The organism is Priestia sp. JNUCC 25 (assembly GCF_053667915.1).
The window spans coordinates 2,600,406-2,618,139 of record NZ_CM132211.1 but is presented as its reverse complement, the minus strand read 5'-3'; the positions used below and the strand labels follow the sequence as shown (position 1 = coordinate 2,618,139).

Below are 17,734 nucleotides of genomic sequence, written 5' to 3'. Positions count from 1 at the left end.
AAAAAGGAGAGGGTTTCATGGATATTATAAAAGAAGTCGAAAAACTTATTGAAAAAAAGCGAAACGAGCTAACTCAAATCAGTGATCAAATATGGGAATATGCAGAAACGAGGTTTGAAGAGTATAAGTCGGCACAGCTGATCTGCGACATGTTAGAAAAAGAAGAGTTTATGCTTCGTACACATATTGCCAACCTTGAAACAGGTTTTATTGGAAGTTACGGGCACGGTTATCCGATCATCGCTATTCTCGGTGAGTACGATGCGCTTACCGGGCTGAGTCAAAGAGATAAATGTGCAGTAGCAGATCCACTCAAAAAAAACGGAAATGGCCATGGGTGTGGACATAACCTACTTGGTGTAGGCTCACTAGCAGCTGCACTTGCTGTCAAAGAATATTTAAAAGAAAAAAATGTTCCGGGGACCGTTCGATACTATGGATGTCCAGCCGAAGAAAGTGGTTACGGAAAGACGTATATGGTACGAGAAGGATTTTTTCAAGATGTAGACGTCGCGTTTTCATGGCATCCGGCTACCGTTAATGGTGTTATGCACACGTCATCGAATGCGGTTATGCAAGCAACTTTTAAATTTAAAGGAAGAAGCAGTCATGCAGCTGCTAGTCCTCATCTTGGCAGAAGCGCTTTAGACGCTGTAGAGTTGATGAATATTGGTGTAAATTATATGCGTGAACATATGATAGATGAAGCGCGCGTACACTATGCCATTACAAATAGCGGAGGCATCTCTCCTAATGTTGTTCAAGCAGAAGCGGAAGTGATGTACTTAATTCGTGCTCCGAAGCCATCTCAAGTAAAAGAACTTTATGAACGGGTTGTGAAAATTGCAAAGGGAGCGGCTTTAATGACTGAAACACAAATGGAACAGCAAATTCAAGGAGCCTGCGCTAACCTAATTCCAAATCAAACAATGGAGCAGCTGATGCATAAGCAAATGATGCAGATAAATTTGGCTGAAGTGAAACAAGAAGAAATAGCTTTTGCCAAAGCTATTTACGAGTCTACATCCGCTGAAGATAAAGAAGCAGCAAAAAAACAAGTGGGTTCACTGCTAGACAGAGCTTTAGCGGATCATCCAGTCTTCAACCAAATTGCTCCTATGTCTAAAAATGTTTCCTTCATGACAGGATCAACTGATGTCGCAGACGTTAGCTGGAATGTTCCAACTGCACAGTGCGTGACCGCAACGTGGGCTTATGCTACCCCGTTTCATACATGGCAAGCTGTTGCTCAAGGGAAAACGGAGTATGCCCATGATGCAATGTTATTGGCTGGAAAAGCCATCGCGGCTACGGCAATTGAAATGATAGAAAATCAAGAGCTGATTAGTCAAGCGAAACAAGAGCTGGAGGATAGGCTAGAAGGGGAAAGCTATGAATGTCTTGTGCCTTCGCATATACAGCCACCTAATTACTCAGAAAGTGAGGAGGAAGACTACAGCGTGGTATAAAAAACGAGGCGGGGAAAAACGTATTTTCGTGTAAGGAAGATCCGAACGATGAATCGTTCGGATTTTTTTATTGTTAGGTTGAACGCAGGTTTCATTTATCCCGTTTGTTCTTCCTTAGATTGGATCGATGTAGTTATGGCTCAATCTCTTTTTTTGTTTTCATTAAAAATAAATGGTTAAAAATATCTCTCTTTGCTGAACCTAACCCTATCTAATTGTTTAGGAAAAGAGGTAAAAAAACATGAGGGCATATAAAGTAGAAAAAGATGGGTCAATTTCAACTTCACTAAAAGGAAAATCAGTTTTATCCACTTCTTATTTAAATAAAGGTTCTGCCTTTACTGAAGAAGAAAGAGAAAACCTTCATCTGCAGGGACTTCTTCCTCCAACGGTTTTAACGTTAGAAGAACAGGTGAAGAGAGCATATGAGCAGTTCAAGAAAGCACCGAATGATCTTCAAAAAAATAATTCGTTGAATGATCTACATAACCGAAACGTCGTCTTATTTTATCGTTTATTAACCGATCATTTAAGTGAAATGCTTCCTATTATTTACACGCCTACTGTAGGTCAATCCATTCAAGAATACAGCCATGAATACCACCGTCCTGACGGACTATATTTATCTGTAAATGAAGCGGATCGATTAAGTGATGCGATTGAAAACTTAGGACTCGACAGCGAAGATATTGATTTGCTTGTTGTAACGGATTCAGAAAGTATTCTCGGCATTGGGGATTGGGGTGTAGGAGGGATAAATATTGCAGTTGGAAAGTTAGCGGTCTACACAGCTGCAGCAGGAATTGACCCAAGCCGCGTACTGCCTGTTGTTCTCGACATGGGGACCAATAACAAAAAGCTTCTTGAAGATCCTTTGTATTTAGGAAATCGTCATGAACGAGTAAAAGGAGAAGACTATAATCGTTTTATTACTCAATTTGTAAAAGAAATAACGACCAAGTTTCCTAAAGCGCTTCTTCATTGGGAGGATCTTGGGAATATTAACGCGCGTCACATTATGAAAGAATACGGCGATAAAATTTTAACGTTTAATGATGATATTCAAGGAACGGGAGTAATTACTCTTGCAGCCGTTTTAACAGCAGTGCGTATTACAGGAACGCCTTTAAAAGATCAGAGGGTTGTTGTATTTGGACCGGGATCTGCTGGAATTGGGAATGCTGATCGTATTCATAGTGCGATGATGCTTGAAGGGCTGTCTGAAGAAGAAGCATATGATCGTTTTTGGGCATATGATTACAGAGGTCTGTTAACCGAAGATATGGAAGATTTAGCTCCTTTTCAACAGCCGTATGTTCGCCAAAATGAAGAGATTAAAGAATGGGAAAAAGATAATGAAAATAAAATTTCACTGTTGGAGCTTGTCAAGCAAGTGAAGCCAACGATTTTAATTGGAACGTCAGGCGTCACGGATGCTTTTACCGAAGAAATTATTAAAGAAATGGCAAAGCATGTAGAGCGCCCGGTGATTATGCCGCTTTCAAACCCAACTAAACTTGCTGAAGCTGTTCCGGAAAATATTATAAAATGGACGGAAGGAAAAGCCCTTATTGCAACGGGAAGTCCATTTGAACCCGTTGAATATAACGGGCACACTTATGAAATCGGACAGGCTAATAATGCGTTTGTATTTCCGGGCCTTGGTTTAGGTGCAATTGTGGTTCGCGCTCAAAAGTTTACGGAATCTATGTTTGCAGAAGCAGCCAATGCAGTAGCGCGTATAGCAGAAACAGATACAAAAGGAGATACGCTTCTTCCCAACATTAAAGATCTTCAAAAAGTATCAAAGGCGGTTGCTGTAGCAGTTGCCGATGCTGCTGTAAAAGATAACGTAGCAACTGTTGCCGAGCAAAATGTAAATGAACTTGTAGAAGCAGCGGTATGGCAGCCTGTTTATAAACCGGTTAAGGCAAAAAATGAATGAGGTGAATGATAAATGAGCATAGGTCAAATTTTTCTCATTCTCGCGCCTATCTTTTTTGTCATTTTGCTTGGTTATTTAGCAGGGCACTTTAAAAAATTTGATAAGCAAACGTCTAAGGGGCTCAACACATTAGTAACGAAGTTTGCGCTTCCTGCACACCTATTTGTAGGTGTAACGACAACGCCAAGAAAAACACTCATAGACGAATGGCCGTTTTTAGTAGCGCTGATTTTAGGAATCGTCGGGTTTTATCTCATTATATTGCTCGTCGTGAAGTATGCAGGGAAGCATACGTTAACTGCCTCTTCTATGTTTGCCCTAAACTCAGCTCAGCCAACGTTTGCTTTTATGGGCATCCCAGTACTCGGAGGATTGTTCGGTGCAGGCGCAGTAGCGATTCCAATTGCCATAACAGGAATCGTGGTGAATGCGATTTTAGATCCGCTGGCAACGATTTTAGGAACCGTTGGACAACGGGGGCGAAAAGAAGGGGAAGAGAAAACAAGTTTATTTAAAGTAACGGTTCATTCCATTTTGCATGGTTTATCTGAGCCTTTGGCATGTGTACCGTTAATTGGGGTGATTTTAACGCTTTGCGGCTTTCAGTCACCTAAACTTTTACAGGATATGCTTGATCAAATCGGAAGTATCACATCGGGAGCGGCTTTGTTTGCGGTAGGAGTAACGATTGGAATTGGAAAAATTAACTTCAGTAAAGGTGCGCTTGGGATCGCTGTCTTAAAAGTGGCGGTTCAACCCATCGTTATGCTCGGAATTGCAGTATGGATAGGGCTGTCTTCAGATGAAGTGACAAAAGCTATTTTACTGGTAGCTTTTCCTGGGTCTGCTGTAGCTGCGATGATTGCTTTGCGGTTTGAAAGTTTGGAAAACGAAACCGCATCTGCTTTTGTCATTAGTGCTATTTTATCGTTGATTACGCTGCCGCTTCTTATTTCTTGGCTTATGTAAATAAAAACGAAAGAGGAGAATTCCTCTTTCGTATTAAGACGGATTAATAAGCTAATGCAAATAATCCTTTGATATGAGATAAGTAACGAACGTTACTTGCTTCTTTCATAAGTGATGCTGGTAAACCTTTTAATTGCGTTTTGTTTCCGCCGATTGTACCAATTGCATCTTTGCGTCCAAGACTTCCTAGTGTACCAGAGAAGACAGGAACGAATGATTCCATTGCTCCGCCGCGAATAGCTACTGCTAAGTTCACGCCTACAACTTCACCCATTTGCCAAGCTAATTGAGCAGTAGGTGGGTAAGGGCGACCTTCTGGACCCATTACAACCGCTGAGTCACCAGCAAGGAATACATCTTTATGAGATGTAGATTGTAAGAATTCATTTACAAGTGCACGACCGCGGTTTACTTCGATACCTGAGTTAGCAACTACAGAGTTACCTTGAACTCCGCCAGTCCATACCATTGTTTTTGTTTCGATTTTGCTGCCGTCTTTAAGTTCAACAGTTGTAGCATCCATTTTTGTTACAGGTGTACCAGTAACAAATGTAACGCCACGTTTTGTTAAGCTTGATTGAGCGCGCTCTACTAATTCAGCAGGGAAGCCTGGAAGAACTGTAGGAGCTGCTTCTACACAGTATAGAGAAATTTCTTTTGGATCAACACCGTGTTTTAGACATAGGCTTGGCATTAAGTCAGCGTATTCACCAACAAGTTCGATACCTGTTAATCCGCCACCGCCAACTACGATTGTACCGTCAGCTTTATTTTTTGTTTTGCTGTATTCAGCGATACAAGCTTCTACGTGTGCACGTAAACGGTTTGCATCATTTACTGATTTAAGAACGAAGCTGTGCTCTTCTAAACCAGGGATACCGAAGTAAGCAGTTTCACTACCTAACGCTGTAACAAGGTAGTCGTAGCTTAATTTTGTACCATCTTCAAGAGATACTTCACGTTGATCTGGTGAGATTTCTTTTACCGTTGCAATTTTTAAATCAACGTTGTAGTTTTTAAGTAATTTATCAAGTGGTAAAGCTACCGCTTGTTCAGAAACGCCGCCTACAGCTAGACGGTGTAATTCTGTAATGATTTGGTGAGTAGCAAAACGGTTCACTACTGTAATTTTTGCTTCATCCGCACTTAGGTGTTGGCGAGCTGTCATTGCAGTTAATAAACCACCGTAACCGCCGCCTAAAATTAAAATATGTTTTGACATAGTCGATCCTCCGTCCACACTTTTTAATGAAAATTATTTTTGTTTTTCGTTTGTAATGTCTAAATACGCTTGTGCAAAGCGGAATAGTTTTTGAGCTTGTGGATCTTTAAGCATGCGTAATAAACCGAATAAACCGATTGAATTAGAAGCGTTTGCTTCTGCACGATCGTTTGCTTCGATTGCAGTAGCTGCAAGACCTTTTACTGTTCCTTCTACTGGCTCGATAAATTCTTTTACTCCACCAAGTAGATCTTCTTTTAATACGTCGTCAGTTAATAATGATTGCGCAACGTCGTAAGTTTTTGTAAGCACCGTTACCATTTCAGATAATTTTGGTAAATTATCTACAAGAACAGTAAGAGCTTCTTGTACTTCAGGCTTTAACAATTGATCTAACACATCCGCTTGACCTTTGTTAACTGCCGCTTCTGTTTGTACAGCAGCATTTTCCTCTGCAGCTGATTTTTGAATAGTTGATTGAGACATGAAAAGTCCTCCTTTGCTGGATACTGTTGCATATGTAGTTCCTAGTTATCTGCTAGACTTTCAAACTACATTGTGAAGTTGTGAAATCTTGCACATAATTCTATTTTAATTTTAATACGAGATAAAATCAACTCATTTTGTTGAAAAAATAAGTGAAGAACCTCGTAACCCTTTGTTTAATAAAAGTTTATAAAAAATAAAGCGAATAATTGCCTAGGTAAATAAAATTAAAATAGGGAACTAACATGATTCCTCTTCCTACGATAAAACAAATAACGTCATATTTCAACACATAGGAACTTAATATTCTATAAGTATTAAAAAGATAGGGCGCATTTACTATTTAAAGAGTTTTCAAAAAATTACATTGACTTACTATAGTGTTCTACATATAATCATAATATAACATCTTATGTAAGGAGATATAACATGGTTATAGTGGATGAACTTTATCATAATGTGGTCATTACATTGCCTCAATTAAAATTAATTGAATTTATAATGAAGTTAAAAGAAGCTAAAGCACAAGAAATAGAAGATATAAAAACGAAAATTAGTAAATACGAAGAGAAGAAACGTGCTGAAGAAGCTTGGTATCAATCACTATCACCGTTTCGTAAATTTTTTACCGGGCGTCCTTTAAGTCAGCATCAAGCGGTCGAGTATATGGTATACGTAAAGGAACGCTTTAAAAAAATTGATCACCTTAAAGCACAAATGCGAGAACTTCATGAAGTTCTTGAATTAATAAAAGCGGAAAATGAAGAAACAAGTGAAATTACGCTTTCGCCTGCTATTGTACAAGAAATAAAACGATTAAAAAGCAGTGGAGGCGTTGGGATATGAGTGTTAATGAACTAAGTTTAGGGATAAATACAACGTGGGTCGTGTTAACAGCGGCGATGATTTTGTTAATGGAAGGCGGCTTTGCCTTGCTAGAGGCAGGTTTTGTCCGCTATAAAAATAGCGTGAATATTATTATGAAAGTATTCGCTGATATTACAATAGGAACGCTTTGTTTCTATTTAATTGGTTTTGGATTAATGTACGGCGATGATTTAGGTGGAGTTGTCGGTAAAAGCGGTTTTGCGCTCTCAGGTAATTTATCGCACCTTGACATTCCAATTGGGCTTGAAACGTTTTGGCTGTTTCAATGTGCGTTTGTTATTGCGGTCATTTCTATCGTTTCTGGAGCGGTGGCAGAACGAATTAATTTCCGCGCATATCTTTTATATGCGATTTTGATGACTACATTTATTTATCCTATAGCCGGCCACTGGATTTGGGGAGGCGGATGGATTAGTAAGTTAGGGATGCTTGATTTTGCCGGTTCGGCAGTTATCCATGCTCTTGGCGGTTTTTCAGCTTTAGCAGCTGCAATAATGATTGGACCGAGAAAAGGGAAGTTCACGAAAAATGGAATTAGTTCTGTTTCTCTTCCAAGCAATTTGCCGCTTGCATCAGTGGGTGCTTTTTTATTATGGTTTGGATGGTTCGGGTTTAATGCAGGAAGTACGCTAAGTGCCACTGACGTTAGAATTGGTCACATTGCTATTGTCACAATGTTATCAGCAGCAGCAGGCGGAGCAGCTACTTTATTTTATACTTTATTTCGCTACAACCGTTCAGATGCACCTTCTGTAATAAATGGATCGCTTGCTGGACTGGTTGGCATTACGGCCGGGTGCGCTTTTGTTAACACACCATCTGCTATTTTTATTGGAGCTGTATCTGGCTTATTAATGATGGCAGCTACAAACTGGCTCGAAGCACGTCAAATCGACGATCCTGTAGGAGCTTTTCCTGTACACGCTGCTTCGGGAATATGGGGCACGTTGGCTGTGGGCTTGTTTTCTACAGACGGCGGTGTGTTTACAGGAGGAGGCTGGACGTTACTTGGCGTTCAACTTCTTGGGTTAATCGCTCTATGCGCTTGGGGATTTGTTACGACGTGGATAGGGTTAAAGGTTATTTCCTTGGTGGTTCCGCTTCGATCTACGGAAGAAGAAGAAGAAGTGGGCTTAGATATCAGCTACCACGGTATCATGGCAGCTCATCAAGCTCCTGAATTTATTGAATATGAAAACTACTATGCGGAAGTAAAAGAAAAAGCCGCAGATTCGTAATAAAAGGCCGCGCTTTATAACAAAAGGGCGGCCTTTTTATGTGGAAAAAATAGATGTAAAATACTAGGTTTAAATGATTGAAAAGTCAGAATATTTGTGTTATATTATAAAAAAGCCAAGGAGTTGATTTCTTATGAAAAAGAATTTACTTAATTCACCGCAAAAATCCAACGGAAAGGTGCTTGATGCATTATTCGCTGAGATGATTTTAGACAAGGCGATTGCAGAATTTCGTAAAGCACAGCTAAAAGAAGAAATCGACCGCACGCTATTGATGAAAAATAAAGAAGAGTTTTTAAAACTCTCATCAGAACTTAAACAAATTTCTTAATTACTTACTATACTTCACACACCATCTATTTTTAGGTGGTGTGTTTTATTTTTGAGACCTACTAAAAGGGATTAATTAGTAATAATTATGAATATATTCCTATTTAAAACTTTATTTACATTAATTGTATCGACTTCTTTTATGGATTTTTTTAACATAAACAAGAATTAAAGAGGAGGGGTTTGATTGGGACATCTATTATTAGTAGATAGCTTGATTGCAGGTATTGTTTGCATTGTGTTAGGAATTTTATTTAGAGCTCATAAAACAAGCAAATTTTTGTATGGCATAGGGATTGTGTTTGGTCTTATTTTTGTCATCGGGACGGTCACTCATTCTCCATCTAATACAGAAACTTCATCAGTTACAGCTGAGAAAGTAGAAGCAAATCAAAAAGACAGTAAAGACACGTCAGAACTTAAAGCTCTCGTTACTAAGGGAATGACAGATAAGGAATTTCAAAAAGAAAAAGAGAAAGCCGCTTTTCAACAGTCAGACTTAATTGCGTTAGGTAACGGAGAAGTCGGATATGTAATCAAAGCTGAAGACGGTTACGTTGTAGCTGATACGAATGGCGAAACCATTTCAAGCGTTGAAACGTTTAAAACGGCTGATGAAGTAGAACAGTATGAATTAAATGAAGTTAAAAAAGTACATAAAGATGTAAGAGCAGTTGATGCTCATTATACGGCTTCAGATTTAGAAAGCTTAGAAGATTTTGATCAAAAAATTAATGAAGTGCTGAAGCGCGTTAATCTTACAAAAAAGGAGTTTAATGAACTAAAATTAAAGGATGTTAAAACATTAACTTCTCATGAAATAGAAGTAATGAAGGCTATACGTGACTCTGTTTCTCCCCTTACAAAAGATACGCTGCTGCAAAAAACGATCCCTGCTAAAGATATTGAAAAGTATGTAGATGGATCTTATACAGCAGTGGGAGGATATGTAGCTAAAGCTGAAGATGTTCATGATATTACTTCGTACAAAGATTTTGTTGAAAGCTTACGTTTAGATTACACCGATGGTTCAGGCAAAAGGCCGTTTCCTGAAGAAGGATCGACGTACGGTGTAATCAAATTTAAATCGCAAGCGATAAGCCACGTTGATATTCCCTACGGAACTGTGTTCGGAGGAAAAACAACAGACGGACCTCCATGTACGCTTAATGGGTTTACAGGATCTCGAAACGGGGAAACCGTTCCAGAGTTCAAATTTGATAACTATTATCCACCAGCAAACGGAGCGGAACTATACCAAGTGGTAAATAGGGAAGAAGTACTTTTAGCTACCTATGTGGCAGAAGAGAAACGATTTGTACCAGCGGTTGCTAACCCAATGTAAAGGACTGGTTTTTTGTGATTCGAAAAGGTTTGTATGCAGCATATAATGAACGAGATTATGAATGTTATGAAACGGAAAACGGGTGTGTAAAGCTAATTAGCTATGATGAAGGCGATGTAGCAAACGGATTCATTCCATACAATGACACGACTTTTACAAAAGAAGTTCCTCGTGATGCTGTTGAAGAAGTGTTTTTTGTAGCTCCGTATGCTACTTATCAAAATGAAACGTTTGGTGTGTCAGATGCTTCTAATCATCGAGTGCTTTTGACCACATCTGAAAAAGAAAAAGCTGATAAATATCATTTTCAACGTACGGATAAATATCTATACGAAAAACATGTGTTAAGAGAAGAAGTGAAGTTAATGGAGAAAAAAACTCCTTATTCATAAGACGCCATAATAAAAAGAGGATGCACTCGCATCCTCTTTTTATTTAATTAATTTTCTTGAAGTGTTTCTGTTCGTATTATCATTTGTACGAAGGAAGGTAATGCCAAGACCGATTAATCCTCCTACAATAGCAGGAACTACCCAGCCGAGACCCACTCCATACATAGGCAGAATCGATGTAAACAGATCGTTTACTGCCGCAATTTTGAATCCAGCAGCATTTAAGCCATCAAATAAACTAACGATAAACGTGAACAGAAGGCTTACTTGGTAAACTTCAGAACGGCCTTTAAATAAAGGATGTAAGAATGTTAAAGCAATTAACACAATAGCTAACGGATAAATAGCTGTTAAGACCGGAACCGAAATAGCGATTAATTCCGTTAAACCAAAGTTCGCTACAACGGCGCTGAATGCTGATAAAATAACAGCAATTAATTTATAAGAAACCCTTGGAAACAGCTTATGGAAGAAAGATGAACAAGATGTTACAAGGCCTACACTTGTTGTTAAACAAGCAACGGTAATCATCAGACCTAAAAGAATTCCTCCGTAAGAGCCAAAGTAGTAATTTGATACTTCAGCCAAAACCGTACCTCCGTTATCAAGACGTCCAAGCTCTGATACGCTTGAAGCACCCATATAGGACAATGCACTATAAATAAGAGCTAAAATAACGGCAGCGATAGCCGTAGCTTTTGCACAAATTGTGATGATTTGTCGGTTAGTTTTTGCTCCTTTTTCTTTAATTGCATTAATAATAATGATTCCAAAAACAAATGATGCTAGTGTATCCATTGTTAAGTAGCCTTCTTGGAAGCCTTTAAAAAATGCGTGTGTTGTATAAGCTTCGCTTGGTGCTTCAAATTTTCCAATTGGGTTCACGACGGCTACAACTACCAATATTCCAATAAACGTTAATTTAATAGGTGTTAAAACTTTTCCTACTAAATCGACAATTTTCGCAGGGTTTAGCGAAAAAAAACAGGTAATAGTAAAGAAAATTACCGTGAAAATGATAAGGGGAAGGTGCCCTGAATTTTCTGATAAAAAAGGCTTAACGCCGATTTCGAACGAAACGCTTCCCGTTCTCGGCATCGCAAAAAGCGGTCCGATTGCCAAGTATAAAATTGTAGTAAAGATAATACCGAAAGCTGGATGTACGCGACTAGCTAAAGACTGCAGATCCTCTTTTCCGGAAAAACCAAATGCGAGAACACCTAGAAGAGGTAGACCTACACCCGTTACTAAAAATCCAGCGTTTGCTGACCAAATATTGCTTCCAGCAGACTGACCTAACATTGCAGGGAAGATTAAATTACCTGCGCCGAAGAATAGGGCAAAAAGCATAAAGCCAATAACCACTATAAATGAAAAAGGAACTTTGTTTGACACATTAAAACCTCCAAAATTATAAATGCTTTTTATTATCGTGTTGAATAATTAAAATTTTCAGAATTTTATATTCGAATAATAAAAATAAACATGTATCGTATTATACTAACCTAAAATGCATATTTCAATATAAAATTTTATTTTTTTAATTTATTCGCTGAAATAGCAAAAATAGAAAAATACTTAGCAAAAAAATCTCAATATACAACAATTATTTGATATGATAAAACAGAACCGTGGCTTTTAAAAATTCGCATGTGCGGCCTTACATCCTTTTAGTAAAGAATTGTTTACACAAGGTGCTTTAAGGATGTATATTTATACACGGTTCGCGGAACCGCATATGCTCGATGGATGAAAGTCAACTGTGCGAAAGGAGCAAGAAAGTGAAAAGGTTAGGTCTAGCAACTCAGATTCTAATTGGACTGATTTTAGGCGTAGCTGTAGGTGCTATTTTTTATGGAAGCGATACAGCCATTTCTATTTTACAGCCGGTTGGAGACATATTTATTCATTTAATTAAGATGATTGTCGTACCGATCGTGATTTCAGCATTAATCGTAGCGGTCGCAGGAGTAGGCGATATCAAAAAATTAGGTAAGCTTGGCGGAAAAACAATTCTTTATTTTGAAGTTGTTACAACCATTGCTATTGTAGTGGGGATTATTGCCGCGAACTTATTCCACCCTGGTGCAGGGGTTGATATGGGACATATTGAAAAAAGTGATATTTCTCAATATGAGGCAACGGCAAAAACGTCTGAAAGTACAGGGATTGCTCAAGAGCTTCTTCATATTGTTCCGACAAACGTCTTTCAATCGGTAGCAGAAGGCGATCTTTTACCAATCATTTTATTTTCCGTACTGTTTGGTGTAGGCGTAGCTTCGATTGGAGAGAGAGGAAAACCTGTTTTAGCCTTTTTTGAAGGCGTCTTGGATGCAATGTTTTGGGTAACTAATTTGGTGATGAAATTTGCTCCAGTAGGTGTATTTGCACTTATTGGTGTTAATATTATAAAGTTTGGTGTCGGATCACTTATTCCATTAGGAAAATTAGTGTTCGCCGTTTACTTCACCATGATTTTCTTTGTGCTTGTGGTTCTTGGGATTATTGCTAAAATGGCTGGAACAAGCATGTTTACGCTGATAAAAGTGTTAAAAGACGAGCTGCTTCTTGCTTTTACAACGGCAAGTTCAGAAGCCGTTTTACCATCTCTTATCAAAAAGATGGAAGACTTCGGTTGTTCTAAATCGGTTACATCGTTTGTTATTCCAACGGGCTACACGTTTAACTTAGATGGTTCAACCATTTATCAGGCGCTGGCATCGCTGTTTATTGCTCAAATGTACGGCATCGACCTTTCCATTATGGATCAAATTCAGCTCCTTCTTGTGCTAATGTTAACCTCAAAAGGAATGGCTGGTGTACCAGGGGCATCGTTTGTAGTTGTACTTGCTACACTTGAATCTATGGGCTTCCCTCTTGAAGGCATGGCATTTATTGCAGGAATTGACCGCATTCTTGATATGATGCGTACCACAGTTAACGTAGTAGGAAATGCTTTAGCTGCTATTGTAATGTCCAAGTCTGAAGGCGAGTTTGATAAGCAAAAATCATTAAATTACACAAATGAATTAAAGAAATCAAACATAGCTTAAAACAAAAAAGCCGGGCAGCTGCCCGGCTTTTTTGTTTGGAGCTGCCTGTTATCTTTTTTGAAACATATGGTAAAATAAAAGAAATGAGAGACAAAGGAAGTGTCATAATGACGGAAACTGTTCAGTTAATTAAAAAGCTTGTTTCGATTCCCAGTCCTTCTGGAAATACAGAAAAGGTAATTTCATTTGTCGAAGACTATGTAAAAGAGCTAAATATTCAAACGTATCGCAATCGAAAAGGAGGCTTAGTCGCTACTATTCCCGGTAAAGATACAGATCACCACCGCATGCTGACGGCTCATGTCGATACATTAGGTGCTATGGTAAAAGAAATCAAACCGAGTGGACGTCTGAAAATCGACCTGATTGGAGGGTTTCGCTACAATTCTATTGAAGGAGAATATTGTGAAATTGAAACTTCATCAGGAGAAGTATTTACAGGAACCATCCTTATGCATCAAACATCTGTTCATGTGTATAAAGATGCAGGGAAAGCTGAGCGGAATCAAGAAAATATAGAAATTCGACTGGATGAAAAAGTACATAGCGCAGAAGATATTCGCAGCCTTGGAATTGAAGTCGGCGACTTTGTTTCGTTTGATCCTCGTGTAGAAATAACAAAAAGCGGTTTTATTAAATCTCGTCATCTCGATGATAAAGCAAGCGTAGCTTTATTGCTTCAGCTCATGAAAACAATTCAAGAAGAACAGATCGAACTGCCATACACTACGCACTTTCTCATTTCAAATAATGAAGAAATTGGGTACGGAGGAAATTCCAACATTACGCCTCAAACAGTAGAATACTTAGCGGTTGATATGGGTGCTATGGGAGATGGACAATCTACTGATGAATACACCGTGTCTATTTGTGTAAAAGATTCAAGCGGCCCATATCATTACGGTTTGAGAAGGCATTTGGTGGAGCTAGCTAAGCAGCATGATATTCAGTACAAATTAGATATTTATCCGTTTTACGGATCAGATGCTTCTGCTGCTATTCGTGCCGGACACGATATCGTACACGGCTTAATTGGTCCAGGAATTGATTCTTCTCATGCGTTTGAGAGAACGCATCAAGATTCATTGAATCATACGTATAAGCTTCTTTATTACTATGTGCAGTCGAACATGGTTCTGCTTTAAGAAAGGAATATTTAATTAATGTATTTTTATGCAAAATAAAGAACAGGACGGGATTGTGATGTCTGTCCTTTCCTTTCCTAAAAAAGAAGCCGGCTGTCCGGCTTCTTTTTTTAATAAATACTATATATTTTTTTACTGGTGAAGCAACAGTGGGTTAAAAAAGCACCTTTTTTAAAGAGGTACAATACTGCTTAAACCTTTTGTACATTGTGTTCATTTACAGAAGTTAAAATGTTTTTAAATTTTTAAAAGTTTCTTGTGACAAGTTTTGTAGAATGGGTTTTCAAAAGGAAATGGTTTCGGCATAATGTGGATATAGCGATCACTACAATAATCGGAGGCGAATCTTTTCATGTGGGTACTGACGGTATATGCTGGAAAAGAAATGAAAATGTTTGAATTTGAAACTGAAAAACAGGCGAGAGAAGCTTTTGCTAAAACAAATGGCTGTAAAGTTCTTTCAGAAGTTGTGTATTATAATGATCCTCATTTAACATTAGTAGCTATATAATGAAAAAACAAGAGCTGATTTTATGCTCTTGTTTTTTTATAGATACTTGTATCTTCCGAAAAGAATAGAGTTGAAATAAAAAAAAATGTACGCTATGATATGGTAGTTACTTCTATTATTCTGATAGTTTAAAAGGTTCATATATATCAAACAGCAACAGTAAAGATGCCAAGAAGGCTTAATAGGGAAACTGGTGAAATGCCAGTACTGTCCCCGCAACTGTAAGTGTGGACGAACGAGTATAACCACTGTGAAAAAATCACGGGAAGGTTCTCAAGTAGAATGATACACAAGTCAGGAGACCTGTCTTTATTGTGAAGTTTCTATTTCTCCGGGGAGCGGGAAGGGAAACGTTGGCTTAAAGTGGCATTCGTGTACACTCTTATTCTGACGTTTTACCCGCTCGCATATTAGCGAAGCGGGTTTTTCTCATATCCTAAAACTACATATCGTGCAAAAAAGGTGCGCAATGTTCACATTGCGTTAAATGGGAAGTCTGGTGTAAAGCCAGCGCGGTACCCGCCACTGTGAAGAGGAGCTGATTGCATATGCCACTGTATTCGGGAAGGCGCAATCAAGTGATGAATCGAAGTCAGGAAACCAGCCTTTTTCTAATGCGAAGCTTACCCTACGGGATATAGGTGGAAGTGCAAAAACTTAGTTTGAATTTTCTGCGCCTCTATCATTGATAGAGGCGCTTTTTTTAGTAAAGGAGCGAATGAGTGTGACGACGTGGAACTTAAATGGAACAAAACATCACGTATTGATTTGTAATGGAAGCAGCTGTATGAGAAAAGGTGGAGAAGAAGCCACGCAGGCTATTCGAAATAAAGTGACGGAACTGGATTTGGATGAAACGGTTCATACAACGCGTACGCGCTGTAACGGACGATGCAAAGATGCTCCTGTAGCTATCGTCTATCCTTCAGGAGATTGGTACAAGCAGGTCACTGAAACCGTGGCTCACCGGATTGTCAAAGAGCATTTAGCAGGAGGCTGCAGTATAAAGGAATCGCTTATTTATGAATGTGATCAAAATGGTTTCGTTTCTCCGGAAAACAGTGACTCCATAGAAGGAATTGACAAAGTAAAAAGTAACGCATAAAGGAGGAGCTAGCATGAAAGGTAAACTGTTAGTTATTGGATTTGGGCCAGGAAGCTTTGAACATATTACACAGCGAGCAAGAGAAGCCATTCAAGAAAGTGATATGATCATCGGTTATAAAACCTATGTGGAACTAATTCAAGGACTGTTAACGAATCAGCAAATTATTAGTACGGGAATGACCGAAGAAGTAAGCCGTGCACAAGAAGCTGTAAAGCAAGCTGAAGCGGGCAAAACCGTAGCTGTCATTTCAAGCGGAGATGCAGGAGTATACGGAATGGCAGGCCTTGTGTATGAAGTGTTGATTGAAAAAGGCTGGAAAAAAGAAACGGGCGTAGAGATGGAAGTAATTCCTGGCATTTCGGCTATTAATTCATGCGCATCTCTCCTTGGAGCGCCCGTGATGCACGATGCTTGTACGATTAGTTTAAGTGACCACCTTACGCCTTGGGAGCTAATCGAAAAAAGAATTGAAGCAGCTGCACAAGCAGATTTCGTAGTGGCTTTTTACAACCCAAAAAGCGGAAGACGAACAAGACAAATTGTTGAAGCGCAAAGGATTCTATTAAAGTACCGTTCCCCTGATACGCCTGTTGGTCTTGTTAAAAGCGCTTATCGTGACCGTGAAGAAGTCGTAATGACCAACTTAAAAGACATGTTAAACCATGAAATAGGCATGCTGACTACCGTTGTTGTCGGAAATTCATCTACATTCTTTTACGACGATTTAATGATTACACCGCGAGGATATCAGCGGAAATATACCCTCAACCAAACGGAGCAGCCGCTAAGACCGCATCAGCGACTTCGAAAAGAAGCAGAACCATGGGCTCTCGATCAAGAAGAGACTGTAAAGCAAACAGCTTCAGCTATTGAAGCAGTTCAGAACACAAGAGAAGAAAAAGCAACTTCACGAGCTCTTGCAGAAGAAGCGCTTCAAGCAATTTTAGGTGAATCCACTTCTGCGGTCGTACACCAGCCAATCGAGTCTATCTTTGAAGTAGCAGTTAGTCCAGGACTTGCAAATAAGAAATTCACGCCTGTTCAAATGACAACACTAGCGGAAGTTGTTGGTGAAAAAGGTACGATGGAGTATACACCTGACCATCAAATTAAACTGCAAATTCCAACGGCTCAGCCAGATGTGATTATTAAAAAGCTCCAAGCAGCTTCCTTTTTACTATCTCCGGTCGGAGACGTGTTCACAATCAAAGCGTGTGATTTTTGCGATGGAGAAAAAAGCGATGCTATTCCACATACGGAAGAATTACAAAAGCGCCTCGGGGGAATGGACATGCCAAAAGAGCTGAAGCTTGGTATCAATGGATGCGGTATGGCTTGTTACGGCGCTGTTCAAGAAGATATCGGCATTGTCTATAGAAAAGGTGCGTTTGATTTATTTTTAGGAGCTAAAACGGTTGGACGCAATGCGCATTCAGGTCAAATTGTGGCGGAAGGCATAGCACCCGATGAAATTGTTGAAATAGTGGAGAACATTATCCATGAATATAAAGAAAAAGGTCATCCTAATGAGCGATTTCATAAATTCTTTAAGCGTGTGAAGAACGTTTATGGATTCGACTATCAAGATATAACACCAAAAATAAAAGTAGAACCAGCTCCGTGTGGAGATTAA

16 protein-coding genes and 2 riboswitches are annotated in these 17,734 nt (G+C 39.0%); of the genes, 13 read left to right on the top strand and 3 right to left on the bottom strand.

All coding sequences use genetic code 11. The features are described from left to right. Positions 1–17 precede the first annotated feature (17 nt). From JNUCC25_RS13335 to JNUCC25_RS13325, 3 genes are all read left to right on the top strand, one after another. The gene (locus JNUCC25_RS13335; protein WP_454221968.1) at positions 18–1,469 is read left to right on the top strand and encodes a M20 family metallopeptidase; all 1,452 of its coding nucleotides are present in this window, start codon (positions 18–20) and stop codon (positions 1,467–1,469) included. A 241-nt stretch (positions 1,470–1,710) separates the two neighbouring features. Then, positions 1,711–3,414 carry an NAD-dependent malic enzyme gene (locus JNUCC25_RS13330; RefSeq protein ID WP_029322145.1) on the top strand — a complete coding sequence of 568 codons (1,704 nt, stop codon included), beginning with the start codon at positions 1,711–1,713 and terminating at the stop codon, positions 3,412–3,414. Positions 3,415–3,426: 12 nt separating this feature from the next. After that, positions 3,427–4,383, top strand: coding sequence for an AEC family transporter (locus JNUCC25_RS13325; RefSeq protein ID WP_013057329.1), 957 nt, complete (start codon positions 3,427–3,429; stop codon positions 4,381–4,383). Positions 4,384–4,426: 43 nt separating this feature from the next. On the opposite strand, the gene JNUCC25_RS13320 is transcribed toward JNUCC25_RS13325, so the two are convergent. Both JNUCC25_RS13320 and JNUCC25_RS13315 read right to left on the bottom strand, forming a co-directional pair. After that, positions 4,427–5,605 (bottom strand): NAD(P)/FAD-dependent oxidoreductase, encoded by a 1,179-nt coding sequence (locus JNUCC25_RS13320; RefSeq protein ID WP_013057328.1) that lies wholly within the window; start codon positions 5,603–5,605, stop codon positions 4,427–4,429. 33 nt (positions 5,606–5,638) lie between these two features. Continuing rightward, positions 5,639–6,091 (bottom strand): DUF1641 domain-containing protein, encoded by a 453-nt coding sequence (locus JNUCC25_RS13315; protein WP_013057327.1) that lies wholly within the window; start codon positions 6,089–6,091, stop codon positions 5,639–5,641. A 429-nt stretch (positions 6,092–6,520) separates the two neighbouring features. On the opposite strand from JNUCC25_RS13315, the gene JNUCC25_RS13310 reads away from it, so the two are divergent. The 5 genes from JNUCC25_RS13310 (at position 6,521) to JNUCC25_RS13290 (ending at position 10,284) form a co-directional block, all read left to right on the top strand. Next, complete coding sequence (locus JNUCC25_RS13310; RefSeq protein ID WP_013057326.1) at positions 6,521–6,937, top strand: hypothetical protein; 417 nt, start codon at positions 6,521–6,523, stop codon at positions 6,935–6,937. Beyond that, entirely contained in the window at positions 6,934–8,217 is a 1,284-nt protein-coding gene (locus tag JNUCC25_RS13305) for an ammonium transporter (protein WP_025751686.1), read from the top strand. The genes JNUCC25_RS13310 and JNUCC25_RS13305 overlap by 4 nt, the downstream gene beginning before the upstream one ends. Positions 8,218–8,350: 133 nt before the next feature. Then, positions 8,351–8,548 (top strand): IDEAL domain-containing protein, encoded by a 198-nt coding sequence (locus tag JNUCC25_RS13300; RefSeq protein WP_013057324.1) that lies wholly within the window; start codon positions 8,351–8,353, stop codon positions 8,546–8,548. 186 nt (positions 8,549–8,734) lie between these two features. Then, on the top strand, positions 8,735–9,892 hold the full coding sequence (locus JNUCC25_RS13295) for a hypothetical protein (protein WP_029322142.1): 1,158 nt from the start codon (positions 8,735–8,737) through the stop codon (positions 9,890–9,892). A gap of 14 nt (positions 9,893–9,906) precedes the next feature. Beyond that, positions 9,907–10,284 carry a hypothetical protein gene (locus JNUCC25_RS13290; protein WP_013057322.1) on the top strand — a complete coding sequence of 126 codons (378 nt, stop codon included), beginning with the start codon at positions 9,907–9,909 and terminating at the stop codon, positions 10,282–10,284. A gap of 39 nt (positions 10,285–10,323) precedes the next feature. Here JNUCC25_RS13290 and brnQ read toward each other — a convergent pair whose 3' ends face one another. Further along, positions 10,324–11,679 carry a branched-chain amino acid transport system II carrier protein gene (brnQ, locus tag JNUCC25_RS13285; protein WP_013057321.1) on the bottom strand — a complete coding sequence of 452 codons (1,356 nt, stop codon included), beginning with the start codon at positions 11,677–11,679 and terminating at the stop codon, positions 10,324–10,326. A 386-nt stretch (positions 11,680–12,065) separates the two neighbouring features. Between brnQ and JNUCC25_RS13280 the strand changes: the two genes are divergently transcribed. From JNUCC25_RS13280 to cobJ, 5 genes are all read left to right on the top strand, one after another. Further along, on the top strand, positions 12,066–13,337 hold the full coding sequence (locus tag JNUCC25_RS13280) for a cation:dicarboxylate symporter family transporter (protein ID WP_029322137.1): 1,272 nt from the start codon (positions 12,066–12,068) through the stop codon (positions 13,335–13,337). Between the two features lie 107 nt (positions 13,338–13,444). Then, positions 13,445–14,482, top strand: coding sequence for a M42 family metallopeptidase (locus tag JNUCC25_RS13275; protein ID WP_029322135.1), 1,038 nt, complete (start codon positions 13,445–13,447; stop codon positions 14,480–14,482). A gap of 352 nt (positions 14,483–14,834) precedes the next feature. After that, complete coding sequence (locus JNUCC25_RS13270; RefSeq protein WP_013057318.1) at positions 14,835–14,993, top strand: hypothetical protein; 159 nt, start codon at positions 14,835–14,837, stop codon at positions 14,991–14,993. A 146-nt stretch (positions 14,994–15,139) separates the two neighbouring features. Then, positions 15,140–15,318, top strand: a riboswitch (cobalamin riboswitch). A gap of 118 nt (positions 15,319–15,436) precedes the next feature. After that, a riboswitch (cobalamin riboswitch) is annotated at positions 15,437–15,616 on the top strand. A 101-nt stretch (positions 15,617–15,717) separates the two neighbouring features. Continuing rightward, on the top strand, positions 15,718–16,098 hold the full coding sequence (locus tag JNUCC25_RS13265; protein WP_013057317.1) for a (2Fe-2S) ferredoxin domain-containing protein: 381 nt from the start codon (positions 15,718–15,720) through the stop codon (positions 16,096–16,098). A 13-nt stretch (positions 16,099–16,111) separates the two neighbouring features. Next, on the top strand, positions 16,112–17,734 hold the full coding sequence (cobJ, locus tag JNUCC25_RS13260; protein ID WP_029322133.1) for a precorrin-3B C(17)-methyltransferase: 1,623 nt from the start codon (positions 16,112–16,114) through the stop codon (positions 17,732–17,734).

Excerpts from the sequence above, each read along its gene's own strand:
- JNUCC25_RS13335 (WP_454221968.1), top strand. The coding sequence starts at position 18 with ATGGATATTATAAAAGAAGTCGAAAAACTTATTGAAAAAAAGCGAAAC.
- JNUCC25_RS13330 (WP_029322145.1), top strand. The coding sequence starts at position 1,711 with ATGAGGGCATATAAAGTAGAAAAAGATGGGTCAATTTCAACTTCACTA.
- JNUCC25_RS13325 (WP_013057329.1), top strand. The coding sequence starts at position 3,427 with ATGAGCATAGGTCAAATTTTTCTCATTCTCGCGCCTATCTTTTTTGTC.
- JNUCC25_RS13320 (WP_013057328.1), bottom strand. The coding sequence starts at position 5,605 with ATGTCAAAACATATTTTAATTTTAGGCGGCGGTTACGGTGGTTTATTA.
- JNUCC25_RS13315 (WP_013057327.1), bottom strand. The coding sequence starts at position 6,091 with ATGTCTCAATCAACTATTCAAAAATCAGCTGCAGAGGAAAATGCTGCT.
- JNUCC25_RS13310 (WP_013057326.1), top strand. The coding sequence starts at position 6,521 with ATGGTTATAGTGGATGAACTTTATCATAATGTGGTCATTACATTGCCT.
- JNUCC25_RS13305 (WP_025751686.1), top strand. The coding sequence starts at position 6,934 with ATGAGTGTTAATGAACTAAGTTTAGGGATAAATACAACGTGGGTCGTG.
- JNUCC25_RS13300 (WP_013057324.1), top strand. The coding sequence starts at position 8,351 with ATGAAAAAGAATTTACTTAATTCACCGCAAAAATCCAACGGAAAGGTG.
- JNUCC25_RS13275 (WP_029322135.1), top strand. The coding sequence starts at position 13,445 with ATGACGGAAACTGTTCAGTTAATTAAAAAGCTTGTTTCGATTCCCAGT.
- JNUCC25_RS13270 (WP_013057318.1), top strand. The coding sequence starts at position 14,835 with ATGTGGGTACTGACGGTATATGCTGGAAAAGAAATGAAAATGTTTGAA.
- cobJ (WP_029322133.1), top strand. The coding sequence starts at position 16,112 with ATGAAAGGTAAACTGTTAGTTATTGGATTTGGGCCAGGAAGCTTTGAA.